Genomic DNA, 26,946 nt, shown 5'->3' on the forward strand with positions numbered 1-26,946 from the left:
GCGGGCGGCGATCACCCACCTCGTGCCGCATGGACATCGTGATCGAGCCAGATCCGCTCGAGCCCGATGCCGAGAGGTCGCGCGTCGGGGCTCAGTCCGAGATCCGCGGGCGAGCGTGGATCGGATAGCGACAGGCTGATGGTCAGCGTCCCGTCGGCGGCAATCGCGGCGGGATCGAGCATCAACCTGCGCAAGCCCGCGAACGCCTCTCTCGAGAATGTCAGTTGCTGCGGCGCTCCATTGCCGACGCGGCATGCCGCCTGCAATTGCGGATTCCTCTCGGAAACGAAGGCCCGGCACGCCAGCACAAGCTCAACCGGCCGTGACGGAATGGGATGGACCTCGAACCGGAGCACGCAATTCCTGGCAATGGACCAGGTGCCCCATTGCTCCGGCTCGCTCCATCCCTCGATCAACGCGGCGACGCCCGCTCCGCCATGCGCGAATTCGAGCTGCTTTGCGCCGAGGATCGGCGAGGACACGGGAGCCTTCAGAGCGGCCGGATCGAACGGCCCCTGATCCGGAACGAACTGCGCGATCACGCGCACTGCATCCGCAATCGAATTGAGCCCAAGCGCAGAACCATCCAGCTCGTAAGCCACACGGTTCGGTCCGGTCACGCTAACACCCCGGCCGGGTGGCGGCCGGTCCGCAAGGCGGGCAGGAATGATGATGTCGGCGACGTCGAACCCATGCGTGCGCGCGAGTTCGCCGATGGTCTGCACGGTCCGATCATACAGGGGCGGCCGATGGTTGATGTCGGTCGCGAGCGCCTGTGCCAGCGCCTTGAAGTCGAGCCGCACCTCGTCGTGATCCGCCAGCAGCAGACGCTTGAGGACAAGCATGTCCTTGGCGATGAAGAGCTGGAGCGCGTTGAGATCGGGAAGTTGGAGATCCTCGTCAATAGGTCCGAAATCGCGCGCTCCTCGCGGCGTCTCGAGCAGATCAGTGGTCTCGAAGAACAGCGCGTGACCGGTGCTGTGCTGCGAGAATCCGGCCATGCTGAGCGGCCGCGACAGCCGGATGAAACTGTCGGTCAGCGCAGCGTTGGCGATACCGGACGCCACATCGGGCGATAGACCGATGAAATAGCGGCCGCCGATCGCACGCATTCGATCGATGACGCTGCGGCGGACGAACGAATTGTAGATCATCGGCAGATGCGCATAGTTCGCCTGGAAACCGAAGATGCGCCTCAGTTCGTCGCGCGACGAAACTCGCTGTGCGGACGAGGTGAGGTCGATCTCGGCAAGCAGCCGGTTGCGGAAGGCCGGGTGGTAGTAGCTCGGCCAGTGATAGGTGTAGGCGCTCCAGCTCAGGAGATCGATGTTTCGGCCGGAGAGCATCGCCGATGCCGCGGCGCATGCATAGGGCATCAGCCCGTCGTCGTCGCCGATGAAGGCGACGTACTCGCCCGAGGCGTGGCCGAGCGCCGTCTCCCAATTGTCCGTCATGGTCAGAACGACCTCGCTGGCAAAATGCCTGAAGCGATCGTCCTGGAGGTCTGCGACGATCTTCTCAATCTCGGGATTGCCGCCATTGTTCTGAACGATGAACTCGCAATCTGCATGCGCAGGCTGGCACGCCATGGTCGCGAGCGCGTGGCGAAGCGTGTCGGGACGATCGAGGGTCGGCACCACGATGGACAGCAGCGGCATGATCACCATTTGCGAGAATGAGGGTCACGGTTTCCTAGCATCTTGCCGGACCGTTCGCACTTTCGCCAAAAGTCTCGTGATGCTAGCCTTATCGTCAGATCCTGCCCATTCCGTCTCGCGGCATGGAGCGGCCACGATCAGCCCCCGAAGCCGGCGCGCGGCGCGCGTTGCAACAAGAACAAGAAGTGAGGGAAGCGCATGGAAGCTCAAGTGCCCGCCGCATCGGTTTCTCCGCGCCCATGGTCTCCATCGCCCGATGCCGGAGAGATCGTCAAGGGCATCCACGCCATGCTGCACCCGCACAACATCGTGCTGGTGGGCGCGACCGACAAGCCCGGCAACTATGCCGAACGCATCTGGAATAACCTGATCAAGTACGGTTACGAGGGCGGCCTCTATCCGGTCAACGCCAAGCGGGAAACCATCTGGGGCGTCCCCTGCTACAAGGATTTTGCGAGCCTCCCGGAAAAGCCGGATCACGTTCTGGTGCTGGTGCCGGCGCGCTTTGCCGTACAGGTGATCCGCGATGCCGCGGCCGCCGGCGCACGGTCGGCCACCATCGTCACCTCGGGCTTCAGCGAGTTGCAGGACGAGGAAAGCCAGAAGCTCGCGGCCGAATTGCAGGCGGCGATACGCGAGACGGGACTTGCCGTCACCGGCCCGAACTGCCTCGGCAATCTGAGCGCCGGCGAGAAGCTTTTCACCAACATCGACGACCGCATCGTCACCATGGAACAGGGCGCGGTAGCGATCGCCGGACAGTCCGGCGCGATCGTCATGGCGATCCGCCAAGCGCTGGAGGATCGAGGTGTCGGCGTCGGCTACATGGTGACATCAGGCAATGAGGCCGGGCTCGAGACGCCGGACCTGATGCGCTATTTCGCCGAGGATCCGAGCATCAAGGTGATCGTCGTCTACCTCGAAGGCGTACGCAATACCAAGGCGTTCCGCGAGGCCTGCAAGGCAGCGCGCGCTGCCAGCAAACCCGTGATCGCACTCAAGCTTGGTTCGTCCGAGGGTGGCCGCGCCGCGGCGATGGCACATACGGGTGCGCTTGCAGGCTCGATCGAGACGTTCGACGCCATTGCAACGCGCGAAGGCGTCATCCGCGTCGGCGGGCTCGACGAGCTGATCGAGACCACGGAATGCTTCGTTCATTGCGGCGTGCCCAAGGGCGACCGGCTCGCGGCGGTCACGCTGTCCGGCGGCAAGCGCGGCATGCTGCTGGACGCCTTCTATGCCGAGGGCCTGAACTTTGCGCCGCTCAGCCCGCACGTCGGCTCCGAGCTGGCAAAGATGCTCGGCCCGGGGTCGATCGTTGGTAACCCGCTCGACGCCGGCTTTGCCGCGGTGGTCGATCCCTCCGTCTACATGAAGTCGATCAAGCTGATGATCGACGACCCCGATATCGACATTGTCATCGTCGATGCCGAGCTGCCGAAAGCCCCGCACGAGCTTCGCGAGCGCAATTTGCGTATCGTCGACGACATGGCGCGCCAGGGCGGCAAGCCTGTGATCTATATCAGCGCGATGTCGATCGGCTTCACCGAGTTCACCAAGACCTTGCGCAAATCGCTGCCGCATCTCGCGGTCATGCAGGGCATGGACCGGGCGGTGACCGCGATCAAGTCGCTGCTCGACTACGCCAGGCTGCGCAAGGAGGTGCCCGATATCGTCTCGAGCTCGAAACCTGCCGCGCGCGCCGTGCTGGAGAAGGCGCTGAAATCGGCGAGCGGCGCCGCGCTCGACGAGGTCGCCTCGAAGAAGCTCCTGAAGGCCTATGGCATTCCGATCTCGAAGGAGGCGATCGCACAGACCGCAGCCGAGGCGGTGAAGATCGCCAAGCAGATCGGCTTTCCGGTCGTGGCAAAACTCGTCAGCGCCGAGATCCTGCACAAATCCGACATCGGCGGCGTGGTGTTGAACCTCAACAGCGCGGCCGAGGTGAAGACGGCGTTCGCCGACATCACCGCACGGGTCGCGAAGCTGAAGGGCAAGCCGAAGCTGGACGGCATTTTGATCGCGCAGCAGGTCAAGGCCGAGCTCGAGCTCGTCGTCGGCGCCTCGCTCGATGCCGAGATGGGACCTGTCGTGCTGTTCGGCACCGGCGGCATCGACATCGAGCTGATGAAAGACGTCGCGCTTGCCGGCGCGCCGCTGGACGAGGCCGAGGCGCGGCTCCTGATCGGCCGCACCAAGGCTGGGATCAAGCTGCGCGGCTATCGCGGCAAGCCGGCCCTGCACGAGGCCTCCGCGGTGAAGACGCTGGTCGGCCTGTCCAATTTGATCGCGGATGCCGACGACCGGATCGCCTCGATCGATATCAACCCGTTCCTGATCAACACCAGGACGGGCGTAGCGGTCGACGCTCTGATCGTGCTGAACAATGCTGCTGCTAGGCGAGTTGCCGGGCATTGAGGCCGTAGGGCGGATTAGCGCCAGCGTAATCCGCCAATTTACACGACTGCTGCGGCGAAAACGGCGGGTTACGCTTCGCTAACCCGCCCTACGTACCATTGGGGCCTCCTTCCAACTTCCCCGCTTTGGCCGTAGAATCGCCTGATGGCACGCGCGAGTAATCTGGTGATCGGAACGGCAACGCTGACGGTGATTGCCGTGGCGTTCGGCGGCCTGCTCGGCGTGCAGAAATGGCGCACCATCCAGAGCCGCAGCCAGTTGCGCGTGGTGTTCGAAGGCGGCTCGGCCAGCGGCCTGCGCCGCGGCGGACCGGTCAATTTCGACGGCGTGCCCGCCGGCCAGATCCTCTCGATCAAGCTGGACAATCCGCGCAGGATCGTGGCGCTGGTGATGCTCGACAACACCGCGCCGATCCGCAAGGACACCGTGGCGGGCATCGAGTTCCAGGGCCTCACCGGCGTCGCCGCGATCTCGCTGATCGGGGGCGCGCCCTCCGCGCCGCCGGTGCCGCTGGACTCGGACGGCATCCCCGTGCTGACCGCCGATCTCAGCGACGCCGAGTCCATCGTCGACACCCTGCACAGTGTCGACCGCACCATCGTCAGCAACGCCCCCGCGATCAAGGAAGGCCTGCGCACGTTCGAGGACTACACCGCCGACCTCCGGAGCAAGGGTGGCGAAATCGACTCCGTCATGGCCAAGGTCGACACCGCCTTCGCGGGCTTTGATAAGGCAGTCACGAAGATCGAGGGCGTGGTGCCCGGCTTCGTCGACGGCAAGGCCGACGAGCTGTTCGAGAAGATACAGGGGCTGCACGAGCTCGCCGACACCATGAGAAAGAAATCGGCCGGCTACCTCGAGGACATCCGTCGCTCGCTGCTCGACGTCAGCGAGGCCGCCAACAAGATGAGCGGGACGCCGGCCCCCACTGCCGCCCCGCGCCCGCCGCGCAAGCCGCCGCAGAAGAAGCAGTGACGCCTCCCCTATCCTCCCTCTCAAGGGAGGCGACCATGTCTCACCATGCGTAGCGCACGACGCCCTTGCCGGCGTAGGAACGGGTGAGGTTCGAGAACTCTCCCTCGAACGTCGCCGATGCAGACCAGCCGTTCATCCAGTTCATCTGCGCTGATGCCGTGGTCAGAGCCGAATCGCGCGCCTGGGCGGCACCGTTCACGACGAAAGCCGATCCCGGCAGGGTCTGGAACACCGCGCCGACGGTGCGGTCCGGATTGTAATCATGCGCCCAGGCGAGGCGGCCGCGCAGGGTCATGAGGCCACCGGCCGCGGCAAACGATCTGTCCGCGCGCAGGCCGAGTTCGGTGCGCGTGCTGGTCACGTCCTTGGCGGCATAGTTGAGAGCGAAGACGTTGCTGCCGACCACGGCAGCCTCTGCATAGGTCGGAAGGCTGAACAAGGTGGCCTGGAGCGCCGCATACGGCGTGAGGCCAGCCCACTGCATGGCATAGCGATAGCCGCCCTCGATGCGGCCCGAGAACGCGTTGGCGTTGAACTGCGCACGCAGCTGGTCATAACCGGCAGCCGTCACGATGCGGTTGGTCGTGACGTCCTGCCAGCCATAGGCGAGCGCCGCCGTGATGTAGGCCGGTCCCGCCGTATGACGCACGAAGGCACCGGCCTGGAAAAGGTCGGAGCGACCCCAGCCGAGCCCGTTGACGTTCAAGGCGGTCCCGCCGCCTGCGAGTGCAAAGCCCGCAATCGTCGATGGCGAGAAGCGGTAATCGAGGCCCACGGCAGTGCCGTAGACACTGCTGCTCGTGTTGTTCGAGCCGAGGCCGGAATTGCCGTCCGTGGTCTGCGAGCCGCCGTAGCCGGCCGTCCACACATCCCAGCGCTGCTCGAACGTTGCACCTGGTGCCTTGCGGTAAATCGAGGCGAAGGCGTCGCGCGCGCTCTTGTCGCGCGCATTTGCGTCCGCGGCAAATGGCGAGGCGCCAGGGGTGCCGCTGCGTCCAGAGCTGAAGACGTCGGTCAACAGGCTCATGAACAGGTTCATCGCATTGAACGTCGTCTGCTGCGATCCCGTTGCGGATTCACCCGAGGCCTGCGTCAGGCCCCCGGGACCAAGACCCGCGAGTTCGGCCTGCAGGAAGCCGTTGGTGTTGAAGAAATTCTGAAGCGTCGTGGCAACGTTCTGCTGGTTGACGTTGAGCGCGTATTTCGCGCCGTAGTTCAGCGTGAAATCGAGGAAGACCTCGTTCGATCCGACGGTCGTCGTGCCGATGAGGCCACCCGGCGCGGCAACGCCCGAAAAATTCCCGCCGGAGGTGCCGAAGAAGTTCATGATCGAATAGTGCTTCATCACCGCGGCGCCCGGATACAGCGCGACGCCGACAGTGCCGTCCAGCGCGACATTGCCGGTGACGAGCGCGTGGCTCGTGCTGGATCCGCTACCGACCTGCACCACATAGACCGAGCCGGACTGAAGCGTGAGATCGCCCTGAACCTGCATGCTCGAGCCCGGGCCGCCGTCGCCGGGCGCATAGATACCGCCGTTGGCGATAACCGTATTGCCAACGATTCCGGCGCCGAACAACGCACCACCGGCATTCACGGTGGTCAGGCTCGACTGCGAGATGTCACCATCGACCCGCAGGATGCCGCCGTTCACCGTGGTCGTGCCGGTGTAGGTATTCGCGCCCGAGAGGATCAACGTGCCGCTGCCGACCTTTTCCAGCGAGCCGGGGCCAGCGGGACCGCAACCGCAGGTATCACCGATGACGCCGCTGACCTCGGTCGAGAGGTTGTTACCGCCGACGACGAGGGTATTGCCGCCGCCGATGTAGTAGAAGCCGCTGCCTTCGATCGATCCTGCGGTGATGCGACCATCGCCGGCCGGACCGGTGCCTCCACCGAAATCGACGACGCCGGTCCCGGTGGTGATGAAGCGTGCGTTGCCGCCGGTGGAGTTGTCGAAGAATTCGGTCCTGCCGCCGTCCTTGGTGATGATCGTGGCATTGCCGGCCGTCGTGAACGCGCCGAAATTGGTGAGACCGTCGGCTTCATTGATGATGGTTGCATTGCCGGCGGTCGCCGTGTCGGAGCCGGCGAACGTCCCGAACACGGTCCCGCCAAAATCCTTGTTCACGATCGTCGCCGAGCCCGCCGAAGATTGCTCGATGAATATCGTGCCGCCGCCATTCTGGTTGGTGATGTTGGCCGCGCCTGCATTAGTCCGTCCGAAGAAGCCGATCAGGCCGCTGTCATTGATGATGGTGGCCCGACCGGCCGTGGCGGTGTCGGAGCCGCCCCCGAGCGGATCGCCGAAATACACCTGGCCGTTGTTGGTGATCACGATCGAGCTGGCGGAGCTTGCGTTGAGAAACATCGTGGTGCCGGAGAAGGCGTTCAGGATCGACGTGATCCCCGACGTGTCGGCATTGACGATGCTGAAGAGGCCCTCGTTGGTGACGGCGCCGACCATGCTCGCGGTGTGGGTCGCGTCACCGAGCCGCAGGGATCCGCAATTGCAGATGAAGGTGCCGCCGGTATAGGAGTTCGCGCCGAGCAGCGCCAGGGTACCTGGTCCCTGAACATTGATGCCGTCGCTGCCGACAATGCGCGAAACGATCGCGGCCGAGGGATCGCTGGTGCCGGTCACATCGTTGGTGACGAACGTGGTGCCGCCCGCAGCCAGCCTGAGGTCGCCGCCCTGAATGGTATAGATCGAGCCGTCGGCGGTCAGGTCGAAGCCCACGAGGCTGGTGAGCTGCACGCCGCCCGGCGTAACCGTCACCGTGCCGCCCGTCGCCGGCGTCGAGGGAGCGCTGCTTCCGAACAGCGTGCCGGCTGACGCGGGATCATAGGCGGTGCTGGTCGCGCCAAAGACGTCGGTCCAGTTGGTCGTCGTGTTGTCCCAGACGCCGCCCCCACCGTTGACGGTGCCGTTCGGCGTGGTCTGTGATCCGTTGAAAACCTGCTGGGCCCCGACCGGGCTCGCCACAGCGATCGCGGTCACGACGAGGCCGGCCCCGAATGCCGCGCGCTTTGCCGCAGCACTCCGGCGCGGGCAACTCCCCCCGCTCGATCGCAACCAAGCCCCCACGCTCGTTCCCCACCCCGCGGCGCTCCCCAGCGGCGCCGCGGGGAACTTAGGCGAAGAGGATGGGCGGTAGAACTACGGGGCATCGAGAATCCGCCCAACTGCCCCCCAACTCGGGCAGATTCAACAGTCCATGTTGTAACCGCGCCACGGTTTTGCCGGGCGCCATTCCCATTCCGCACACCTACGGACGGATCAGAACGTCCGCATTTGTGGACGGCCGTTCACATCAAGGGGTTGACCCGTCCAACTCATGGAGCCGGCAAGGGCTCAGTAATTGCTCGGCGACGACCCATTCGGGATGCCGTCGATCGGACATTCGTCCGTGCCGGGGGTCGAGCGGGTCATCGCCTCGACCATGTCACGCGTGCCTTCGGGATCCTTGATCCAGTTCTTGTAGAAGTCATAGGGGCACGCCGCGACGCCGCGCGGGCTTTCGCCGGAATTGATCATGCCGGTGTAGCCGCGGTGGACCAGCTTGTAGAGATGGTTCTGTGACTGGCCGTTGCGGCGCGCATCGCGGATCAGATGTTTCGACAGCTGTGCGTACTGGATGCCGTAATCCTCCTCGCCGCACTCGCCGAGCGTACGGCCATCGAAGCCGATGATCGCGGAGTGGCCGAAATAGGAGTAGACGCCGTCGAAGCCTGCGGCATTGGCGACAGCGACATAGACGTTGTTGGCCCACGCCATCGCCTTGGAAATAAGGACCTGCTGCTCCTTGGCCGGATACATGTAGCCCTGGCAGCGCACGATCAACTCGGCGCCCTTCATGGCACAATCACGCCAGATCTCCGGGAAATTGCCATCGTCGCAGATGATCAGGCTGACCTTCATCCCCTTGGGGCCGTCGGAGACATAGGTGCAATTGCCGGGATACCAGCCCTCGATCGGCACCCATGGCATGATCTTGCGATACTTCTGCACGATCTCGCCCTTGTCGTTCATCAGGATGAGGGTGTTGTAGGGCGCCTTGTGCGGATGCTCCTCATGTCGCTCGCCGGTCAGCGAGAACACGCCCCACACCTTGGCCCTGCGGCAGGCCTCGGCGAAGATCGCTGTCTCTTCACCCGGCACCGCGCACGCCGTCTCGTACATCTCCTTGGAGTCGTACATGATGCCTTGCGTGGAATATTCCGGGAAGATCACGAGGTCCATGCCGGGCAGGCCAGTCTTCATGCCCACCACCATGTCGGCGATCTTGCGGGCGTTATCGAGCACCTCGGCCTTGGTGTGCAGGCGGGGCATCTTGTAGTTCACCACGGCGACGCCGACGGTATCGTTACTGCTGGAAATGTCACCGTGAAGCATGTTGGGCGCTCCTGTCGTTTATTGGTTTGAGGTGCGTTAGTGGCTGATCATCCACGGCCGCGCAGTCGGAAAGCCCTTGGCGCCGCTCTTCGTCTTGGTCACCAGCCGCGCCGGCTTCTTCTTGTCGATCGCGTTCTTGTCCTTCACGGACTTGCCCGAAAAGCAGCAGCCGCAGCCGGGACCGTGCGAGGCCTTGTATTGCGCGAGCGTCTGCGGCGCGTGCGAGCTGCGCTCGTTGACGGCATGCGCCTTGCGCTTGTCTGACGGCATGCAGAAGAAATTCGGCGCGGTCAGAATGACGCGCGGCGCAATGGTCTCGCAATGCGGGCAGCTTTGTGGATCGTCGCACTCGGCCATCGGGCGCAGGTCCTTGAACGGGCCGCAATCGTCACAGAGATATTCATAGACCGGCATCGCATCATCCCTACACTCTTGCCTGTTCAACGGAGGCTCGCTCGCACTGTTCGTGCGGAGATAACTCCTCACCCCAACCCTCTCCCCGTAAGGACGGGGAGAGGGAGCACACCGACTACTTGTCCGGCGAGATCGGCATCTGGATATCGCCGGTGATGTGCTTGATGGGACCTGCCGCCGACGGCATCACGTCGAAGTCGAAGATCTCGGTCGGCAGCCACAGCGTGGCGCAGGCGTTGGGCACGTCGACCACGCCGGAGATGTGGCCCTGACATGGCGCGGTGCCGAGGATCGAATAGGCCTGTGCGCCGGAGTAGCCGAACTTCTTCAGGTATTCGATGGCGTTGAGACAGGCCTGGCGATAGGCGATGTGAACATCGAGATAGTGCTGCTTGCCGGCTTCATCCACCGAGATGCCTTCGAAGATCAGATAATCCTTGTAGTTCGGCGTGATCGGGGACGGCTTGAAGATCGGGTTCTTGATGCCGTACTTCGACATGCCGTCCTTGATCACCTCGACCTTCAGATGCAGCCATCCCGCCATCTCGATGGCGCCGCAGAAGGTGATCTCGCCGTCGCCCTGGCTGAAGTGCAGATCGCCCATCGAAAGACCCGCGCCCGGCACATAGACCGGGAAGTAGATCTTCGAGCCGCGCGAGAGATCCTTGATGTCGCAATTGCCGCCGTGCTCGCGCGGCGGCACCGTGCGCGCGCCCTCGGCGCCGATCTTGGCTTTCACGTCGCCCTTGGCGCGGCCGCCATGGGCGGTCGCCGCGAACGGCGGATTGGCAAGGCCCGGCACGCGGGTCGGATTGGTCGAGATCAACTCGGCCTCACGCTTGTTCCAGGTCTCCAGCATCTTCGGATCGGGCAGACAGCCGATCAGGCCGGGATGGATCAGGCCGGCGAAGTTCACGCCGGGCACGTGGCGGGACGAGGTGTAGAGGCCCTTGATGTCCCAGATCGATTTCTGCGCCAGCGGGAAATGGTCGGTGAGGAAGCCGCCGCCGTTCTGCTTGGAGAAGAAGCCGTTGAAGCCCCACAGGCTCTCTTTCATCGGGCCGACGTCGAGCAGATCGACGACGAGGAGATCGCCGGGCTCGGCGCCCTTGACGCCGATCGGACCGGACAGGAAGTGCACGATCGACAGGTCGATGTCGCGCACGTCATCGGCGGAATCGTTGTTCTTGATGAAGCCACCGGTCCAGTCATAGGTCTCGATGATGAAATCGTCTCCGGGATTGACCCAGGCCACGATCGGGATGTCGGGGTGCCAGCGGTTGTGCACCATGTCATTTTCGTAAGCCGACTTGGTCAGATCGACCTTGATCAGTGTCTCTGGCATCGAGATGCTCCCCTTTTACACGGTTGGTTAGACGGACAGATATTTCGAGACCTGCGCGGCATCGACGGCGTGGCGCGGATCGTCGCGCACGATCTCGCCGTTCTCGATCACCAGCACGCGGTCGGCGATGTCGAGCGCGAAGCTCAGGACCTGCTCGGACACGACGATCGAGAGCCCCTTCTCGTCGCGGATGCGTTTCAGGGTCCGCGCCATCTCCTTGATGATGGAGGGCTGGATGCCTTCGGTCGGCTCATCCAGCAGCAACACCTTCGGCTTGGTGGCGAGCGCACGCGCAATGGCGAGCTGCTGCTGCTGGCCGCCGGAGAGATTGCCGCCGCGGCGGCCCTTCATCTCCAGCAGGACCGGAAACAATTCGTAGATGTCGCCGGGTACCTCGGATTCGCCCGCAACGACGAGGCCGGTCTCGATGTTCTCCTTCACCGTCATGGTGGAGAAGATCATGCGGCCCTGCGGCACATAGGCGAGGCCCTTGGCGACGCGCTCGTAGCTCTTGAGGTTGCCGAGCTCGGCGCCGTCCATGGTCACCGAGCCGCTCCTGGCCGGCAGGATGCCCATCAGCGACTTCATCAGCGTGGTCTTGCCCATGCCGTTGCGGCCCATGATCGCCACGATCTCGTTGGGCGCGACCTTGACGTTGAGCCCGTGCAGCACCTCGCTCTGGCCGTAGGCGACGTGAAGATCGGAAATTGCCAGCATGAAGCGCTCCTAGGCTCGGTACGTCTTCCTTCTCCCCTTGTGGGAGAAGGTGGCGCGGGCGGAGCCCGCGACGGATGAGGGGTATGCATCAGCGGATCCGAGCGGCAGCTTGATCCGCGGAGAGAGACCCCTCACCCGGATCGCATCTGACGATGCGATCCGACCTCTCCCACAAGGGGAGAGGTGCATCGTCGATGCCGCGACGGATTCATTGGTTTTCGCCATCGTCAGTGCCCCAGATAGACTTCGATGACCTTGGGATCGTTCTTGACCTTCTCCATGGTCCCCTCGGAGAGGATCTGGCCCTGGTGCAGCACGGTGACCTTGTGGGCGATGTCCTCGACGAACTTCATGTCGTGCTCGATCACCAGCACCGAGCGGTTCTTGATGATGCGGTTGAGCAGCTCGGCGGTCTTGGCGCGCTCGGACACGCTCATGCCGGCGACCGGCTCGTCGAGCATCAGGAGGTCCGGGTCCTGGATCAGCAGCATGCCGATCTCGAGCCATTGCTTCTGGCCATGGCTGAGCTCGTCGGCATAGGTGTTGAGCTTGTCCTTGAGGAAGATCATCTCCGCGACCTCCTCGACCCGGTCCTTCACCAGCTGGTCGCGCTGAAAGGTCAGCGAGCCGAACACGGTGCGGCCGCGTGGAAACGAGATCTCGAGGTTCTCGAACACGGTGAGATCCTCGAACACCGACGGCGTCTGGAATTTGCGCCCGACGCCGGTCTGCACGATCTCGTTTTCTTTCATCTTCGTGAGCTCCTTGCCACGAAACTGGATCGAGCCCGAGGTCGCCTTGGTCTTGCCGCAGATCAGATCGAGCACCGTGGTCTTGCCGGCGCCGTTGGGACCGATGATGACGCGGATCTCGTTCTCCTCGACGTAAAAGGAGAGATCATTGACCGCCTTGAACCCGTCGAACGAGACGGTCAGTCCGGAGACAGCGAGCAGGAATTCCTTGGGCTGGTGTCCAACGAGCATGATGGCCTCCTCACTCTGCCGGTGCGCCGTCGGCGACCGAATTGTCGTTCCAGCCCGGCTTCCGCTTGCGCGAGGCGAACAGCCGATCAATCCTCGGCTGCACGTAATCGGCCCAGAGCCCGGACAAACCGTTCGGGAAGGCGAGCACGACGGCGATGAACAGCGCGCCGAGGCCGAACAGCCAGAGTTGCGGGAAGGATTCCGACAGGCTGGTCTTGGCGAAATTCACCAGGATGGCGCCCCAGATCGCGCCGAAGATCGACATGCGTCCGCCGACCGCGGTGTAGATCACCATCTCGATCGACGGCACGATGCCGACAAAGGACGGCGACATGAAACCGACATTGAGCGCGAACATTGCGCCACCGATCGCGGCGAAGACCGCGGCCATGCAGAAGGCGAAGATCTTGAAGTTGGCGACGCTGTAGCCGGAGAAGCGGACGCGATCCTCCTGTTCGCGCATCGCCACCAGGATGCGGCCGAGCTTGGTCAGGCGGGTGAACTGGGCGATGCCGATGCAGGCGAACAGCAGCACCACCTCGACGAAGTACAGGATGACCTTGGCGTGGTCGGGCCGGATGTCCCAGCCCTTGAGGGTGCGCAGGTCGGTCATGCCGTTGATGCCGCCGGTGTAGCCCTGCTGCCCGACGATCAGGATGGTGAGGATGGCGGCGACGGCCTGGGTGATGATCGCGAAATAGGTGCCGCCGACTCGGCGCTTGAACATCGCGGTGCCGATGATCAGGGCGAACAGGCCGGGGACCAGGATGATGGCGAGGATGGTGAAGGTGAGGCTGTGAAACGGCTGCCAGAACAGCGGCAGCGACGTGATCTGATTCCAGTCCATGAAATCGGGGATGCCGGGCGTCGACTGGATCTTCGTGTTCTCGACGCTGGAAGCCTCCAGCTTGAGAAACATCGCCATGCAGTAGCCGCCGAGACCGAAGAACACGCCCTGCCCCAGGCTCAAGATGCCGCCATAGCCCCAGCACAGCACGAGGCCGAGCGCGACAAAGGCGTAGGTGAGGTATTTCGCGACCAGGTTGAGGCGGAACACATCCAGCGACAGCGGCAGGATCACGAACAGCACGGCGGCCAGAACGATGAAGCCGATGAGCTCGGAGCGATTGAAGAAGCGTGAGTTGATGATCATGACTTGCCTGCTTCTCCTTACTTGCGGACTTTGAGGGCAAAGAGACCCTGCGGCCGCAGCATCAGGATGCCGACGACAGCGAGCAGCGTCAGGACCTTGGCCATCGAGCCCGACATGAAGAATTCGAGCGTCGATTGCGTCTGCGAGATCGAGAACGCGGAGGCGATGGTGCCGAGCAGGCTGGCCGCGCCGCCGAATACGACGACGAGGAACGTGTCGACGATGTAGAGCTGTCCGGAGGTCGGCCCGGTCGAGCCGATCATGGTGAAGGCGCTTCCGGCGATTCCGGCAATGCCGCAACCAAGCCCGAAGGTGTAGCGGTCGACCTTCTCGGTATTGATGCCGACCGCGCCGGCCATGATGCGGTTCTGCACCACCGCACGGACCTGGCGGCCCCAGCGCGACATGTACATGACGTACGCGACCGAGAGAGTGATCAACACGGTGAGACACATCACGAAGACGCCGTTGATCGGCACTTCGATGCTGTCGGTTACGTGCAGCGAGCCCAGCATCCATTGCGGCAGCTCGACGCCGACCTCACGCGCGCCGAACACGGAGCGATAGGCCTGCTGCAGCATCAGGCTGAGGCCCCAGGTGGCAAGCAGCGTATCCAGCGGGCGCTTGTAGAGATGCCGTATCAGCACCCACTCCACCAGCATCCCCAATGCGCCGGACGCGACAAAGGCCAGGATCATCGCAAGGAAGAAATAGCCGCTGAACAAGCCCGGCAAATAGGACTGGAAGACATTCGAGGTCATCCAGGTGACGTAGGCGCCGAGGATCATGAACTCGCCATGGGCCATGTTGATGACGCCCATCTGGCCGAAGATGATGGCAAGCCCGAGCGCCATCAGGACGTAGACCGAGAACAGGATCAGTCCTGCAAAGCCCTGCATGACGAAGATGGAGCCAAGGTCACCAAGCGAGTAGTCGCCGAACATCGATGTCCTCCGTCGGGGTTAAGGGTCCCGCGTCGCGAGCAGGTTCGCGACGCGGGGGTCTTGGGCGTGGATTTGCGGTCCACGCCAGGGAGAGGCTTGGTGGTTGGAAGAAAGCGCGACTGGGCGCGCTTCTTTATTGGTAACCCTTCGGGAACGGATCGGGCTCGACGAGATCGGCGGTCTCGTAGATCAGCTCGAACTGGCCATCGAGCTTGGCGCGCCCCACCCGGGTCTTCGACCAGAGATGATGGTTCTCGTGGATGCGCACATAGCCTTCCGGCGCGCCCTTGAACTCGACGCCGGGCGAGGCCGCCGCGATCTTGTCGACGTCGAAGGAGCCCGCCTTCTCCACCGTCAACTTCCACAGCCACGGGCCGAGATAGGCAGCCTGGGTGACGTCTCCGATCACCGTCTTCTCGCCCCACGCTTTCTTGAACGCCGGCACGAACGCCTTGTTGTTCGGATTGTCGAGCGACTGGAAGTACTTCATGCAGGCATAGGCACCCGCGATGTTCTCGCCGCCGATGCCGTCGATCTCGTCTTCGGTCACCGAGATCGTCAGCAGCGCCTGCTTGGAGAGGTCGATGCCGGCGGCCTTGAGCTGCTTGTAGAAGGCGACGTTGGAGCCGCCCACGACGTCGGTGAAGATCACGTCGGGCTTGGTCAGCTTGATCTTGTTGATGACCGAGTTGAACTGGGTGTTGCCGAGCGGATAGTACTCCTCGCCGACCACCTTGCCCTTCAGCACGTTCTCGACGTGCTTGCGCGCGATCTTGTTCGAGGTGCGCGGCCAGATGTAGTCGGAGCCGATGAAGAAGAACGACTTCGCGCCCTTTTCCTTGGCGATCCAGTTCAGGCCGGCGAGAATCTGCTGAGTCGCTTCCTGACCGGTGTAGATGACGTTCTTGGACTGCTCGAGGCCTTCGTAGAAGGTCGGGTAATAGAGCATGCCGTTATACTGCTCCATGACCGGCAGCACCGCCTTGCGCGAGGCCGAGGTCCAGCAGCCCATGATCGCCGCGACCTTGTCGTTGACCAGCAGCTTCTTGGCCTTTTCCGCGAAAGTCGGCCAGTCGCTGGCGCCGTCTTCCTGGATGAACTTGATCTTGCGGCCGAGCACGCCGCCGGCGGCATTGATCTGCTCGATGGCAAGCTTTTCGGCCTCGATCGACCCGGTCTCGGAGATGGCCATGGTGCCGGTCGCCGAGTGCAGGATGCCGACCGTGACCTCGGTATCGGTGACTGCAAGGCCGGTGGTGTTGACCGCCGAGGTCGCGGGAGCCTGCGCAAAGGACGCCCGCGGCAGCATCGTGATGGCCGGCACGGCGGCCATTCCCATCAATAGTTTGCGCCGGAGCGGCGACAAAAGTCCCTTGTTTGGTTCGTCTGACATGAGCACCCCACTTTTGTTCGAGTACACGCGATTGGTGCCGTGAGGATGGCTCGGATTGATGCAGTGCCAGCATACGCAAGATCGCGTATACTGCACCGCAAAATGCCGACGTAGGCTTTTGGTACGGAATTTGCGAGGGCTCCGGGTCCGTATCAGGAGTGGGGTAAAGCGTGGCAGGGCGGCAGCGAATAGACCGCGTCAGGCGCCAGTACAACCAATGGGTCGCCAACCAGACCCTGGAGGACTATGCGCTGCGCTTCACGGCGAAGAGCGCGCGCCGCTGGTCCGCCGCCCGGGTCGCCAACACGGCGCTGGGCGCGATCTCGTTCCTGGCGATGGAGGCGATCGGCGGCACCATCACGCTGAACTATGGCGTCACCAATGCGACCGCCGCCATCCTCGTGGTCTCCCTCATCATCTTCTGCTGTGGCGTACCGATCGCCTATTATGCCGCCAAATGCGGCATCGACATCGACCTGCTCACGCGCGGCGCCGGCTTCGGCTACATCGGCTCCACCGTCACCTCGCTGATCTACGCGTCCTTCACCTTCATCTTCTTTGCGATCGAAGCCGTGATCCTCGCGTCCGCCCTCGAAATGTGCTTCGGGATTCCGCGGCCGATCGGCTATCTCATCAGCGCCGTCGTCATCATCCCGCTGGTGGCCTACGGCATCACGCTGATCAGCCGCTTCCAATTGTGGACGCAGCCGCTGTGGATCGTGCTCCACATCATTCCGTTCGCGGCGATCGCCTGGCACAACCCGCATTCCTTCACGGAGTGGCGTAAGTTCTCGGGCGAGCACGGCGACCTCAGCGGGCATTTTGACCTGCTGCTGTTCGGAGTTGCGGCTTCCGTGGTGTTTTCGCTGGTGGCGCAGATCGGCGAGCAGGTCGACTTCCTGCGATTTTTGCCGCGCGACCGCCGCGCCTCCAGGGCGTCCTGGTGGGTGGCGCTGATGAGCGCGGGACCGGGCTGGATCGTGCTGGGCGCGCTGAAGCTCCTAGCGGGTTCGTTCCTCGCGTTCTTCGCGCTCAGCCACGGGGTGCCGCCCGAGGAGGCCGCCGAGCCCGCCCATATGTATCTCGAAGCGTTCCGCTATGTGCTGTCCCAGCCTGACCTCGCGCTGGCGTTGACCGGCACATTCGTGATCCTGTCCCAGGTGAAGATCAACGTCACCAACGCCTATGCCGGCTCGATCGCCTGGTCGAACTTCTTCTCGCGCCTGACCCACAGCCATCCCGGCCGCGTCGTCTGGCTGGTCTTCAACGTCATCGTGGCGCTGCTGTTGATGGAGATCGGCGTCTACAAGGCCCTGGAGCAGACGCTCGCGCTCTATTCGAACGTCGCGATCGCCTGGGTCGGCGCGCTGGTCGCTGACCTCGTCGTCAACAAGCCGCTTGGATTGCGGCCACAGCAGATCGAATTCAAACGCGCGCATCTCTACGACGTCAATCCGGTCGGCGTCGGTGCGATGACGATCGCGACCATTGTTTCCATCAGCGCCTTTTACGGCCTGTTCGGGCCGACCGCGAAGGCGCTGTCGGCCTTCATAGCGCTGGCGGTTGCCTTCCTCACCGCACCGTTGATTGCCTGGGCCACGGACGGCAAATATTACATCGCGCGCAAGCCGAAACGGAGCTGGCAGGACATCGAGGCGATCCAGTGCTGCATCTGCGAGCACGCGTTCGAGCCGGAGGACATGGCCTCGTGCCCCGCTTATGCCGGCCCGATCTGCTCTCTGTGCTGCTCGCTGGATGCCCGCTGCCACGATCTCTGCAAGCCGCACGCGCGGATCCAGGCGCAGGTATCGGAGACGCTGGGCAAGCTGATGCCGCAACCGATCTACGCGCGCATCAACTCGCAACTCGGCCACTATGTCGGCGTGTTCGTGGTCTCCGCCGGCCTCGTCGCGCTGGTGCTGGGCCTGATCTATCTGCAGACCTCGGCGAGCGTGCATGGCGAGAACGCGCTCGTCTCCGACGTGCTCTGGAAGGTTTTCTTCTCGCTCAGCATCATCATCGGCGTGGTGGCGTGGCTGTTCGTGCTGGCGCAGCAGAGCCGCCGGGCGGCGGAAGCCGAGACGCGACGGCAGACCGCGCTGCTGATCCAGGAGATCGACGCCCACAAGCGCACCGACGCCGAGCTGCAGCGCGCCAAGGAGGTTGCCGAATCCGCCAACCTCGCCAAGAGCCGCTACGTGGTGGGCCTGAGCCACGAGCTGCGCTCACCGCTGAACGCGATCAGCGGCTATGCCCAACTCCTGGAGCAGGACACGACGCTCAACACCAAGCCGCGCGATCAGGTCCGCGTCGTTCGCCGCAGTGCCGACCACCTCTCCGGCCTGATCGACGGCATTCTGGACATCTCCAAGATCGAGGCCGGACGGCTGTATCTGTCGCGCGACGAGGTGCGCTTCAGCGAGTTCCTCGATCAGCTGGTGGGCATGTTCCGCCTTCAGGCCGCCGCCAAGGGCATCGACTTCGTGTTCCGGCGGCCGGCGTATTTACCGCTGGTGGTCTATGCCGATGAGAAACGGCTGCGCCAGGTATTGATCAATTTGCTCTCGAACGCCATCAAGTTCACCCAGACCGGCAGCGTGCAGTTCGTCGTGCACTATCGCAGCCCCGTTGCCGAGTTCGAGGTGATCGACACCGGTCCCGGCATCCAGGGCGACGATCTCGAACGCATCTTCGCGCCGTTCGAGCGTGGTGCGCTCGGCGTCTCGCAGCCGCAAACCGGCACCGGCCTCGGCCTGACCATCAGCCGTCTGCTCGCCGGCGTAATGGGCGGCGATATCAAGGTCATGGCCACGGTCGGCACCGGCTCAACGTTCAAGGTCAAGATCCTGCTCTCGGAGGTCACCAATCCGCAGCTCATCGCGCCGGTGGAGGCCCCGGTCTCCGGCTATCACGGCGCGCGCAAGACCATCCTCATCACCGACGACGACCCCGTGCATCGCGACCTCCTGCGCGAGGTGCTGACCCCGCTCGGCTTCATCCTGCTCAGCGCGCCGGATGGCCCCGGCTGCCTCGCATTGGCGCAGCATTGCCGGCCCGATCTGTTCCTGCTCGACATCTCGATGCCCGCCATGGACGGCTGGGCCGTCGCGGAGGCCTTGCGCGCGAGCGGCCATCACCAGGCCCGCATCCTGATGGTGTCGGCCAGCGCGATCGAGGCTCACGGGGCGCCGCTGGCGCAGCCCTTCCATGACGGCTATTTGATGAAGCCGATCGACATCCCGAGGCTCCTGGAGACGATCCGCCAGCTCCTCAAGATCGAATGGCAATACGGCTCGGACGAGATCGCGGTGCCGTTCTGGCGCCCCGAAAGCGGATCGAGGCCGCCGGCGCGGCACATCGAGGCGCTGATCGGGCTCGGCCAGATCGGCTACGTCAGGGGCATACAATTGAAGCTGGACGAGATCGGCAGCGAGCATCCGGAGCACGCCGACTTCGTCGCGCAGATGCGGTCGCTGGTCGACCGGTTCGATCTCGAGCAGTACATGGCCACATTGAAGACGTTGCATGCGCATGAACATTGAGTCGAAAAAGCGCGACGTCGCGCTCGTTGTAGATGACTCTCCCGAGACGCTGCGGCTGCTCACCGACGCGCTCGACGGCGCCGGAATGACGGTGATGGTGGCGCTCGACGGCGCGGCCGCGATACGCATCATCGACCAGATCACGCCCGATATCGTTCTGCTCGATGCCGTGATGCCCGGCATCGACGGCTTCGAGACCTGCCGTCGGCTCAAGCGCGATGCGGGTCTTGCCAATGTCCCCGTGATCTTCATGACGGGCCTCGCCGAAACCGAGCATATCGTGCGCGGGCTCGAGGCGGGCGGCGTCGATTACGTGACAAAGCCGATCGTGATCGAGGAAATGCTGGCACGCATCCGCGTCCATCTCGGCAATGCCCGGCTGACCCAGAGTGCGCGCGCCGCGCTCGACGTCTCCGGCCGCTTCCTGTTCGCGGTCGACCGCCATGGCAATCTGCTGTGGGCAACGCCGCAGGCGCAGAAGCTGCTGTCCGATCATCACGGCGCACAGGCCGACGATTTCGTCCTGCCGCCATCGCTGCTGCTATGGCTGGAGCAGGCCAAAGCCAAGGGCAGCTCGAAATCCCAGGCGGCTTGCTTGCCCGACAATCCGCAGCTGCGGCTCTATTACATGGGCGAAACTGCGCCGAACGAATTCCTGCTGCGGCTCTCCAGGGAGTCCGGCACCGCGCTGCCGCCAGAATTCACCAGCGAGCTCGGCCTCACCACCCGCGAGGGCGAGGTGCTGGCCTGGCTCAGCAAGGGCAAGACCAATCGCGACATCGCGCAAATCCTGGGCCTCAGCCCGCGCACGGTCGACAAGCATCTCGAGCAGATCTACGCAAAACTCGGCGTGGAGAACCGGACCGCCGCGGCGGCGATTGCGGCGAATGCGACGCGAAGGAATTCGTAGAGCTGCTGGGGTGGGTTGGGAGGCTGTTCACGCAACAACCGGTGTCGTCCCGGACAAGCGAAGCGCAGATCCGGGACCCATAGCCACAGCCGATGTTTGGCGAAGGCTCGGAGTTAGCAGCTCGCTCCATAACTACTCCCTGTGGTTATGGGTCCCCGCCTTCGCGGGGACGACAGTGGAGGATGTGGCAATCGTTACCGCCCCTTACACCCCCGAGCGCCCTCACCCGTACACAAACGCCTTGTCATCCAGATCCGTCTTCGGGATCTCGTCCTTCTCCGTCCAGTAATCCTGGCTGTGCTGCCATTCCGGCTTGTCGCCGCGCTTGGGCAACAAATCCATGTTGCGCATCATATAGCCGGGGTTGAAGTTTTCTGGATCGATCCAGGGCAGGATCGGCATGTTGTGGTCTTCGGCGCGCAAGCGTACCTCGACCTTCTTCGCACCCTTGTCCTTCATGTGACCAAGCAGCCGGCAGACGAAGTCGGCGACGAGATCGACGCGCAGCGTCCAGCTGGCGCGGAAATAGCCGAACACCCAGACCATGTTCGGAACGCCCGTGAACATCATGCCGCGATAGGTGACGGTATCGCCGAAGGCGAGCGGCTTGCCGTCGATCTCGAAGGCGATGTCGCCGAGCGCGGCGAGATTGAAGCCGGTCGCGGTGACGATGACATCGGCTTCCAGCAGCTTGCCGGACTTGAGCTGAATGCCGTTCTCGACGAAGCATTCGATCTCGTCGGTCACGACGGAGGCCTTGCCGCTGGCGATGCCCTTGAACAGATCGGCATCGGGCACGAAGGCGATGCGCTGCCGCCACGGCCGGTAAGTCGGCGTGAAATGCGTCCCGACGTCGTAGTCGGGACCGAGCACCGCGCTGATCTGGCCGATCAGGTCCTTCTTGACCTGTTCTGGCTTGGACACGCAGAGTTTCGTGAAGGCATCCTGCTCGAACAGGATCTTGCGCCGAACGATCTCGTGGATCCAGGCCTCATCGACCTGAAGCCGGCGCAGCTCTTCCGCGATCTCGATGGCGTTCCGGCCGAGGCGAAAATAGGTCGGCGAACGCTGCAGCATGGTGACATGCGCGCATTGGTCAGCGATGTTCGGCACCAGCGTCGCCGCTGTGGCGCCCGAGCCGATCACAACGACCCTCTTGTTCGTGAGGTCGACGTCATCGGGCCATGTCTGCGGATGGACGATGCGGCCCTTGAAGCGATCGGTGCCCTTCCATTCCGGCGTGTAGCCTTCCGAATGACGGTAATAGCCCTGGCACATCCAGAGGAAGTTCGCCGTGAACGTCCTCGGCTCGCCGGTGTCGGTCGTCACCGCCTCAATAGTCCAGAGATTCTGCTCGCTCGACCAGCTGGCGGAATTGATCTTGTGCTTGTAGCGGATGTGCTTGGCGATACCGTTGTCGTCGATCACCTCTTTCATATAGGTGAGGATTTCTTCGGCGGTCGCGATCGGCGGCCCGACCCAGGGCTTGAAGCTATAGCCGAACGTATGGAGATCACTGTCCGAGCGGATGCCGGGATAACGATGCGTGCTCCAGGTGCCGCCGAACGTCGCCTGCGTCTCCAGGATGACATAGCTCGTGCCCGGAAGCTGCTTCTCGATGTGATAGGCGCTGCCGATGCCGGAGATGCCGGCGCCGACGATCAGCACGTCGAAATGTTCAGAAGCCTGTTTGGCGGTGGCGTGACTGCGAACAGCGACATTCATTGTTGCTTCTATGCCTTGCTTGTTTTTGTGGCCGCCCTTGACGGACGACGCGTTTCCTCCGCGGCCGGCATGATCACCCGCCGCGCTTCCGCTTCAAAATGACATAGATCAAGCCGCGGTCAAATCACAGCGCCGCACCCCAGCTCCGCGCGGTCTGCAAGATCCAGTCGCGGTAGAGCGTGAGCGGTGTGACGCCGGTCAATCCGCCACAGCCATCGCCGGCGTTCGGTCCCGTCGCCCAGCTGATGACACCGACAAGCACGGCGCCGTTCGGCTTGTCCTCGAACACAGGACCACCGGAATCGCCGGTACAAGCGCCAATTCCGTCGCGAACACCGTTGGTTACGGGATCGACCAGGCGGATCTGGAGCGTGCCGGGCTGGCCTGTGACGACAAGGCCCGCGACGCGCGTGGCCCCGCCGCTCCTGCCATCACCGCGCACGGTGACACCGGTACCGGCAATGACGAAACGGCTACCGACCTGGATCGGAATATTCGGCGCGCCGACCGGCACCGCCGATTTTCCCTTGAGTGGAATTTCCAGTTGCAGCAGCGCCACGTCTGCGCCGGCGCGATGAACCTGCGCTTTGTAGCCCGGATGGATCGCGATGGTGCGCACGTTCAGCAATTGCGGTGCGCCACCGCTGCGATCGACGATCTTGTAGTCCGCGCCCGGCGGCACGCAGTGAGCGCCGGTCAACACGATCTTCGGCGCGATCAGAGTGCCGGTGCAGGAATTGCCGCGCGAGCCGACGATGGTGACGACGGCGCGCGCCACGCCATCGGCCTGCGGCGTGCCACCGCCGACGATGGCATGGGCGGGTGTGGCGAGCAGCAGCGCAGTCGTGATGAACGTGGCAAGCTTCTTCATGGGAACACGCTTCGGTATTGGCGGCGGCAGATTGCTTCGGACTGGTCCTTGCCGATAGCGCATGCTAGCCCTCTTGGAAAGGAATTGACGAGGGCAGGACATTGGCGATCGAGGCGGTGATCTTTGATTTTGGCGGCGTGCTGACGAGTTCGCCGTTCGAGGCATTCGCGCGGTTCGAGACCGAGCGCGGCCTGCCCGTCGACATCATCCGGCGGACCAACGCCGCCAACCACCTGGAGAACGCCTGGGCCAAGTTCGAGCGGGCCGAGGTCGATATCGACACCTTCGACGAATTGTTCGCCACGGAATCGCTCGCACTCGGCGCGGAGGTGCGCGGCCGCGACGTGCTGCCGCTGCTGCAGGGCGATCTGCGCCCCGAGATGGTCGAGGCGCTGAAGCGCATCAAGGCGCAATTCAAGACCGGCTGCATCACCAACAACCTGCCGGCCAATGCGATCGGCAGCATGACCGGGCGCTCGCTCTACATCGCCGAAGTCATGGTGCTGTTCGACCACGTGATCGAGTCCGCCAAGATCGGCCTGCGCAAGCCTGATCCGCGCATCTACCGGCTGATGGTCGAGACGCTGAAGGTCGATCCGAACAATTGCGTCTATCTCGACGATCTCGGCGTCAATCTGAAGCCCGCGCGCGAGATGGGCATGACCACGATCAAGGTGACGAGCGGCGCGCAGGCGATCGCCGAGCTTGAGAAAGCAACTGGGCTGAAGCTGACTTAATTCGCAAATGCCGCAGGGTGGGCAAAGCGGAGCGTGCCCACCACAAGCAGATGGTGGGCACGGCGCTTCCGCGCCTTTGCCCACCCTACGAGAACTCGCAATGACGGCGGAGCCTACTCCCCCGCCGCGATTCGCTCCGGAAACGCCGCCGCCAGCTCGTCGCGATCCGGCTTCAGCACGCCGCGCTCGGTGATGAGGCCGGTCACGAGCCGCGCCGGCGTCACGTCGAAAGCGTAATTCGCGACCGGCGATCCCTCCGGCACGATGCGCACCGTCTCCAGCCTTCCATCCGCGGTGCGGCCGGTCATATCGGTGACCTCAGTGCCGCTGCGCTGCTCGATGGGGATATCGCGGATGCCGTCATGGACGGCAAAATCGATCGTCGGCGACGGCAGCGCGACATAGAACGGCACGCCGTTGTCGTGGGCGGCGAGCGCCTTCAGATAGGTGCCGATCTTGTTGCAGACATCGCCATTGGCGGCGACGCGGTCGGTACCGACGATGGCGAGGTCGACCATGCCGTGCTGCATCAGGTGCCCGCCGGTGTTGTCGGGGATCACCGTGTGCGGTACGCCGTGATGACCGAGCTCCCAGGCCGTGAGCGAGGCGCCCTGGTTGCGCGGACGTGTCTCGTCGACCCAGACATGGATCTTGATGCCGCGTTCATGCGCAAGATAGATCGGCGCCGTCGCCGTGCCCCAGTCGACGGTGGCGAGCCAACCGGCGTTGCAATGGGTCAACACGTTGACGGTCTCGCCCCGCTTCTTCGATGCGATTGCCTCGATCAGCTTCAAGCCGTTGCCGGCGATGCCGCGGTTGATCTCGACATCCTGCTCGACGATTTCGTCGGCGCGCGCATAGGCCGCCTCCGCCCTTTCAATCGGGTCGATCGGCGCGAGCGCCATGCGCATCTCGTCCAGCGCCCATTTCAGATTGATCGCCGTCGGCCGCGCCACCACGAGCGTGTCGTAAGCGCGCTTCAAGCCGGCGTCGGAAGCGTCCTCGCGCATGGCGAGCGCCATGCCATAGGCCGCGGTGGCACCGATCAGCGGCGCGCCTCGCACCAGCATGTCGCGGATGGCGACGGCTGCGTCTTCGCAGGATGTGAGCTTCGCGACGACGAACTCATGCGGCAGCCGGCGCTGGTCGATCGCGCCGATTGTCCAGCCGTCATGCTCGCGCCAGATGCTGCGGAAATGCTTGCCGTCGACCTTCATGGCATTCTGCCTTTCTCATACTCGCAGGATGCGCCCGGCCACCGCATCGAGCTTCTTCAGAAGCTCGGGATCGCGCGCCTCGGGCGCCGTAATCAGCGCGGTGTCGAGCGCGCGGTCCGAACCGATCGGACACGACTCATGCTCGCGCGGAAAGTCCATTGCCAGCCGCGCCACCAGCGCCTTCGCCTTGTCGGCGTTCGAGGTCAGCACGCGGATGATGTCCTGCACGGTGACGGCATCGTGATCGGGATGCCAGCAGTCGAAATCCGTCACCATCGCCACCGTGGCGTAACAGATTTCCGCCTCACGCGCGAGCTTCGCCTCCGGCATGTTGGTCATGCCGATCACGGAATAGCCCAGCGTCTTGTAGGTCATGCTCTCCGCATAGGTGGAGAATTGCGGCCCCTCCATGCAGACGTAAGTGCCGCCACGCGCGATCGCGATGCTCTCGGCTTCAGCGGCCGCGGCAAGATGGATACGCAAACGTGGAGAGACAGGATGCGCCATCGACACATGCGCGACACAGCCCCGGCCGAAGAACGAGCTTTCGCGTTTGTGGGTGCGGTCGACGAACTGATCGACGAGAACGAAGGTGCCCGGCGGCAGCTCCTCCCTGAAGGAACCGCAGGCCGACAGCGAGATCAGATCGGTGACGCCGGCCCGCTTCAAGACGTCGATATTGGCGCGGTAGTTGATGTCGGAGGGCGACAGGCGGTGCCCCTTGTCGTGCCGCGGCAGGAATACGATCGGCAACCCTGCGATGGTGCCGCGACGCACGGGCGCCGATGGCTCGCCCCAGGGGCTCTCGATCACCTCTTCGCGCGCACCCTCGAGGCCCGGCAAATCATAGATGCCCGAGCCGCCGATGATGCCCAATACCGCCTGCGTCATGCCTGCTCCACCCTGTTCGCCACGTGCGACATGGTTAAGCTATGCCAGTTTTGCGGCGGTTTTGGAACGGGGTGGTGGGGCGATGTCGGTGGTGTGAGGGGCGCGGGCGCGCTCGCCTCTCACTCGAACTCGTCCCTGCGCACGCAGGGACCCATACCGCGGATTCTTTCGAGGTGCTTGGTCGCAATCCAGAACGACCAGCCTTCGCAAAACCTCTCCCTGGGGTAATGGGTCCCTGCGTTCGCAGGGACGACCCGGAGAGAGGTCGGCGCGCGGCTTAAGCCGCGTTCGCCAGCTGAAGCTGGGTCGCCACCATCCGCTCCAGCGTCTCGACGGACTGGAAATTCTCCGGCGTGATCTCGGCTTGCGGGATGGTGAAGTCGAACTCGGCTTCGACGGCGAGCATCAGATTGACCATGTCCATCGAGGTCAGGCCGACGTCGACCAGCTTTGCAGACGACGTGACATCGGCCATGAGCGAATTCTGCTCGAGGATGCCCTTCACCAGCTTGATGATGCGATTGCGTACGTCGGTATCAAAGGATTGCATCGGCAAATTCCCGTCTGTCTGTCAAAGGTCGAACCGGCTTGCCGCTACGATGGGCACGGCCTGCCGGTCCCGCAATGGGCGACACCAATACTTCGCGTTTCTTAGTA

General features: G+C 63.7%; 20 protein-coding genes. 5 read left to right on the forward strand and 15 right to left on the reverse strand.

Annotation, left to right across the window (positions count from 1 at the left end; genetic code table 11):
* Positions 1 to 11: 11 nt before the first annotated feature.
* Positions 12 to 1,658 carry a glycosyltransferase gene (locus GGD65_RS14930; RefSeq protein ID WP_246783283.1) on the reverse strand — a complete coding sequence of 549 codons (1,647 nt, stop codon included), beginning with the start codon at positions 1,656 to 1,658 and terminating at the stop codon, positions 12 to 14.
* A gap of 198 nt (positions 1,659 to 1,856) precedes the next feature.
* On the opposite strand from GGD65_RS14930, the gene GGD65_RS14935 reads away from it, so the two are divergent.
* Entirely contained in the window at positions 1,857 to 4,076 is a 2,220-nt protein-coding gene (locus GGD65_RS14935; protein WP_183235741.1) for an acetate--CoA ligase family protein, read from the forward strand.
* 144 nt (positions 4,077 to 4,220) lie between these two features.
* Complete coding sequence (locus GGD65_RS14940; RefSeq protein WP_183235742.1) at positions 4,221 to 5,051, forward strand: MlaD family protein; 831 nt, start codon at positions 4,221 to 4,223, stop codon at positions 5,049 to 5,051.
* A 40-nt stretch (positions 5,052 to 5,091) separates the two neighbouring features.
* Here GGD65_RS14940 and GGD65_RS14945 read toward each other — a convergent pair whose 3' ends face one another.
* The 9 genes from GGD65_RS14945 to urtA form a co-directional block, all read right to left on the reverse strand.
* Positions 5,092 to 8,052, reverse strand: a complete 2,961-nt coding sequence (locus GGD65_RS14945) for an autotransporter domain-containing protein (protein WP_183235743.1) — start codon at positions 8,050 to 8,052, stop codon at positions 5,092 to 5,094.
* Between the two features lie 354 nt (positions 8,053 to 8,406).
* Positions 8,407 to 9,447, reverse strand: a complete 1,041-nt coding sequence (locus GGD65_RS14950; protein ID WP_018316780.1) for an aliphatic amidase — start codon at positions 9,445 to 9,447, stop codon at positions 8,407 to 8,409.
* A 36-nt stretch (positions 9,448 to 9,483) separates the two neighbouring features.
* Complete coding sequence (locus GGD65_RS14955) at positions 9,484 to 9,861, reverse strand: zinc ribbon domain-containing protein (protein ID WP_183235744.1); 378 nt, start codon at positions 9,859 to 9,861, stop codon at positions 9,484 to 9,486.
* 115 nt (positions 9,862 to 9,976) lie between these two features.
* Entirely contained in the window at positions 9,977 to 11,206 is a 1,230-nt protein-coding gene (gene fmdA, locus GGD65_RS14960) for a formamidase (RefSeq protein WP_018316778.1), read from the reverse strand.
* Between the two features lie 27 nt (positions 11,207 to 11,233).
* Positions 11,234 to 11,923: an urea ABC transporter ATP-binding subunit UrtE gene (urtE, locus tag GGD65_RS14965; protein WP_092251604.1), complete on the reverse strand. Its 690-nt coding sequence runs from the start codon at positions 11,921 to 11,923 to the stop codon at positions 11,234 to 11,236.
* Between the two features lie 227 nt (positions 11,924 to 12,150).
* The gene (urtD, locus tag GGD65_RS14970) at positions 12,151 to 12,906 is read right to left on the reverse strand and encodes an urea ABC transporter ATP-binding protein UrtD (RefSeq protein WP_091964397.1); all 756 of its coding nucleotides are present in this window, start codon (positions 12,904 to 12,906) and stop codon (positions 12,151 to 12,153) included.
* Between the two features lie 10 nt (positions 12,907 to 12,916).
* Positions 12,917 to 14,059, reverse strand: coding sequence for an urea ABC transporter permease subunit UrtC (urtC, locus tag GGD65_RS14975; protein WP_183235745.1), 1,143 nt, complete (start codon positions 14,057 to 14,059; stop codon positions 12,917 to 12,919).
* 17 nt (positions 14,060 to 14,076) lie between these two features.
* Positions 14,077 to 15,003 (reverse strand): urea ABC transporter permease subunit UrtB, encoded by a 927-nt coding sequence (urtB, locus tag GGD65_RS14980; RefSeq protein WP_018316774.1) that lies wholly within the window; start codon positions 15,001 to 15,003, stop codon positions 14,077 to 14,079.
* A gap of 133 nt (positions 15,004 to 15,136) precedes the next feature.
* Positions 15,137 to 16,396, reverse strand: a complete 1,260-nt coding sequence (urtA, locus tag GGD65_RS14985; RefSeq protein ID WP_026201734.1) for an urea ABC transporter substrate-binding protein — start codon at positions 16,394 to 16,396, stop codon at positions 15,137 to 15,139.
* Positions 16,397 to 16,566: 170 nt separating this feature from the next.
* Here urtA and GGD65_RS14990 point away from each other — a divergent pair, with 170 nt between their 5' ends.
* Entirely contained in the window at positions 16,567 to 19,938 is a 3,372-nt protein-coding gene (locus GGD65_RS14990) for an ATP-binding protein (protein WP_183235746.1), read from the forward strand.
* Positions 19,922 to 20,848 (forward strand): response regulator, encoded by a 927-nt coding sequence (locus GGD65_RS14995; protein WP_183235747.1) that lies wholly within the window; start codon positions 19,922 to 19,924, stop codon positions 20,846 to 20,848. Before GGD65_RS14990 ends, GGD65_RS14995 begins: the two co-directional genes overlap by 17 nt.
* A 222-nt stretch (positions 20,849 to 21,070) precedes the next feature.
* On the opposite strand, the gene GGD65_RS15000 is transcribed toward GGD65_RS14995, so the two are convergent.
* Positions 21,071 to 22,573, reverse strand: a complete 1,503-nt coding sequence (locus tag GGD65_RS15000; RefSeq protein WP_183235748.1) for an NAD(P)/FAD-dependent oxidoreductase — start codon at positions 22,571 to 22,573, stop codon at positions 21,071 to 21,073.
* Positions 22,574 to 22,697: 124 nt separating this feature from the next.
* Positions 22,698 to 23,444 carry a trypsin-like serine protease gene (locus GGD65_RS15005; RefSeq protein ID WP_183235749.1) on the reverse strand — a complete coding sequence of 249 codons (747 nt, stop codon included), beginning with the start codon at positions 23,442 to 23,444 and terminating at the stop codon, positions 22,698 to 22,700.
* A 101-nt stretch (positions 23,445 to 23,545) separates the two neighbouring features.
* On the opposite strand from GGD65_RS15005, the gene GGD65_RS15010 reads away from it, so the two are divergent.
* Positions 23,546 to 24,181, forward strand: a complete 636-nt coding sequence (locus tag GGD65_RS15010) for an HAD-IA family hydrolase (RefSeq protein ID WP_183235750.1) — start codon at positions 23,546 to 23,548, stop codon at positions 24,179 to 24,181.
* 113 nt (positions 24,182 to 24,294) lie between these two features.
* On the opposite strand, the gene mtnA is transcribed toward GGD65_RS15010, so the two are convergent.
* From mtnA to GGD65_RS15025, 3 genes are all read right to left on the reverse strand, one after another.
* Entirely contained in the window at positions 24,295 to 25,398 is a 1,104-nt protein-coding gene (gene mtnA / locus GGD65_RS15015; protein ID WP_183235751.1) for an S-methyl-5-thioribose-1-phosphate isomerase, read from the reverse strand.
* Positions 25,399 to 25,413: 15 nt separating this feature from the next.
* Entirely contained in the window at positions 25,414 to 26,289 is an 876-nt protein-coding gene (locus GGD65_RS15020; protein ID WP_179732935.1) for an S-methyl-5'-thioadenosine phosphorylase, read from the reverse strand.
* A gap of 277 nt (positions 26,290 to 26,566) precedes the next feature.
* Positions 26,567 to 26,839 carry a phosphopantetheine-binding protein gene (locus GGD65_RS15025; RefSeq protein ID WP_183235752.1) on the reverse strand — a complete coding sequence of 91 codons (273 nt, stop codon included), beginning with the start codon at positions 26,837 to 26,839 and terminating at the stop codon, positions 26,567 to 26,569.
* Between the last annotated feature and the right edge of the window lie 107 nt (positions 26,840 to 26,946).

The sequence above is a fragment of the Bradyrhizobium sp. CIR18 genome, from assembly GCF_014198295.1.
In the GTDB taxonomy this organism is placed as follows: Bacteria; Pseudomonadota; Alphaproteobacteria; order Rhizobiales; family Xanthobacteraceae; genus Bradyrhizobium.

Excerpts from the sequence above, each read along its gene's own strand:
- urtC (WP_183235745.1), bottom strand. The coding sequence starts at position 14,059 with ATGATCATCAACTCACGCTTCTTCAATCGCTCCGAGCTCATCGGCTTC.
- GGD65_RS14940 (WP_183235742.1), top strand. The coding sequence starts at position 4,221 with ATGGCACGCGCGAGTAATCTGGTGATCGGAACGGCAACGCTGACGGTG.
- GGD65_RS15025 (WP_183235752.1), bottom strand. The coding sequence starts at position 26,839 with ATGCAATCCTTTGATACCGACGTACGCAATCGCATCATCAAGCTGGTG.
- GGD65_RS14995 (WP_183235747.1), top strand. The coding sequence starts at position 19,922 with ATGCGCATGAACATTGAGTCGAAAAAGCGCGACGTCGCGCTCGTTGTA.
- GGD65_RS14935 (WP_183235741.1), top strand. The coding sequence starts at position 1,857 with ATGGAAGCTCAAGTGCCCGCCGCATCGGTTTCTCCGCGCCCATGGTCT.
- GGD65_RS14955 (WP_183235744.1), bottom strand. The coding sequence starts at position 9,861 with ATGCCGGTCTATGAATATCTCTGTGACGATTGCGGCCCGTTCAAGGAC.
- GGD65_RS15005 (WP_183235749.1), bottom strand. The coding sequence starts at position 23,444 with ATGAAGAAGCTTGCCACGTTCATCACGACTGCGCTGCTGCTCGCCACA.
- urtA (WP_026201734.1), bottom strand. The coding sequence starts at position 16,396 with ATGTCAGACGAACCAAACAAGGGACTTTTGTCGCCGCTCCGGCGCAAA.
- GGD65_RS15000 (WP_183235748.1), bottom strand. The coding sequence starts at position 22,573 with ATGAATGTCGCTGTTCGCAGTCACGCCACCGCCAAACAGGCTTCTGAA.
- GGD65_RS14930 (WP_246783283.1), bottom strand. The coding sequence starts at position 1,658 with ATGCCGCTGCTGTCCATCGTGGTGCCGACCCTCGATCGTCCCGACACG.
- urtB (WP_018316774.1), bottom strand. The coding sequence starts at position 15,003 with ATGTTCGGCGACTACTCGCTTGGTGACCTTGGCTCCATCTTCGTCATG.
- mtnA (WP_183235751.1), bottom strand. The coding sequence starts at position 25,398 with ATGAAGGTCGACGGCAAGCATTTCCGCAGCATCTGGCGCGAGCATGAC.
- GGD65_RS15020 (WP_179732935.1), bottom strand. The coding sequence starts at position 26,289 with ATGACGCAGGCGGTATTGGGCATCATCGGCGGCTCGGGCATCTATGAT.
- GGD65_RS14950 (WP_018316780.1), bottom strand. The coding sequence starts at position 9,447 with ATGCTTCACGGTGACATTTCCAGCAGTAACGATACCGTCGGCGTCGCC.
- urtE (WP_092251604.1), bottom strand. The coding sequence starts at position 11,923 with ATGCTGGCAATTTCCGATCTTCACGTCGCCTACGGCCAGAGCGAGGTG.
- fmdA (WP_018316778.1), bottom strand. The coding sequence starts at position 11,206 with ATGCCAGAGACACTGATCAAGGTCGATCTGACCAAGTCGGCTTACGAA.
- urtD (WP_091964397.1), bottom strand. The coding sequence starts at position 12,906 with ATGCTCGTTGGACACCAGCCCAAGGAATTCCTGCTCGCTGTCTCCGGA.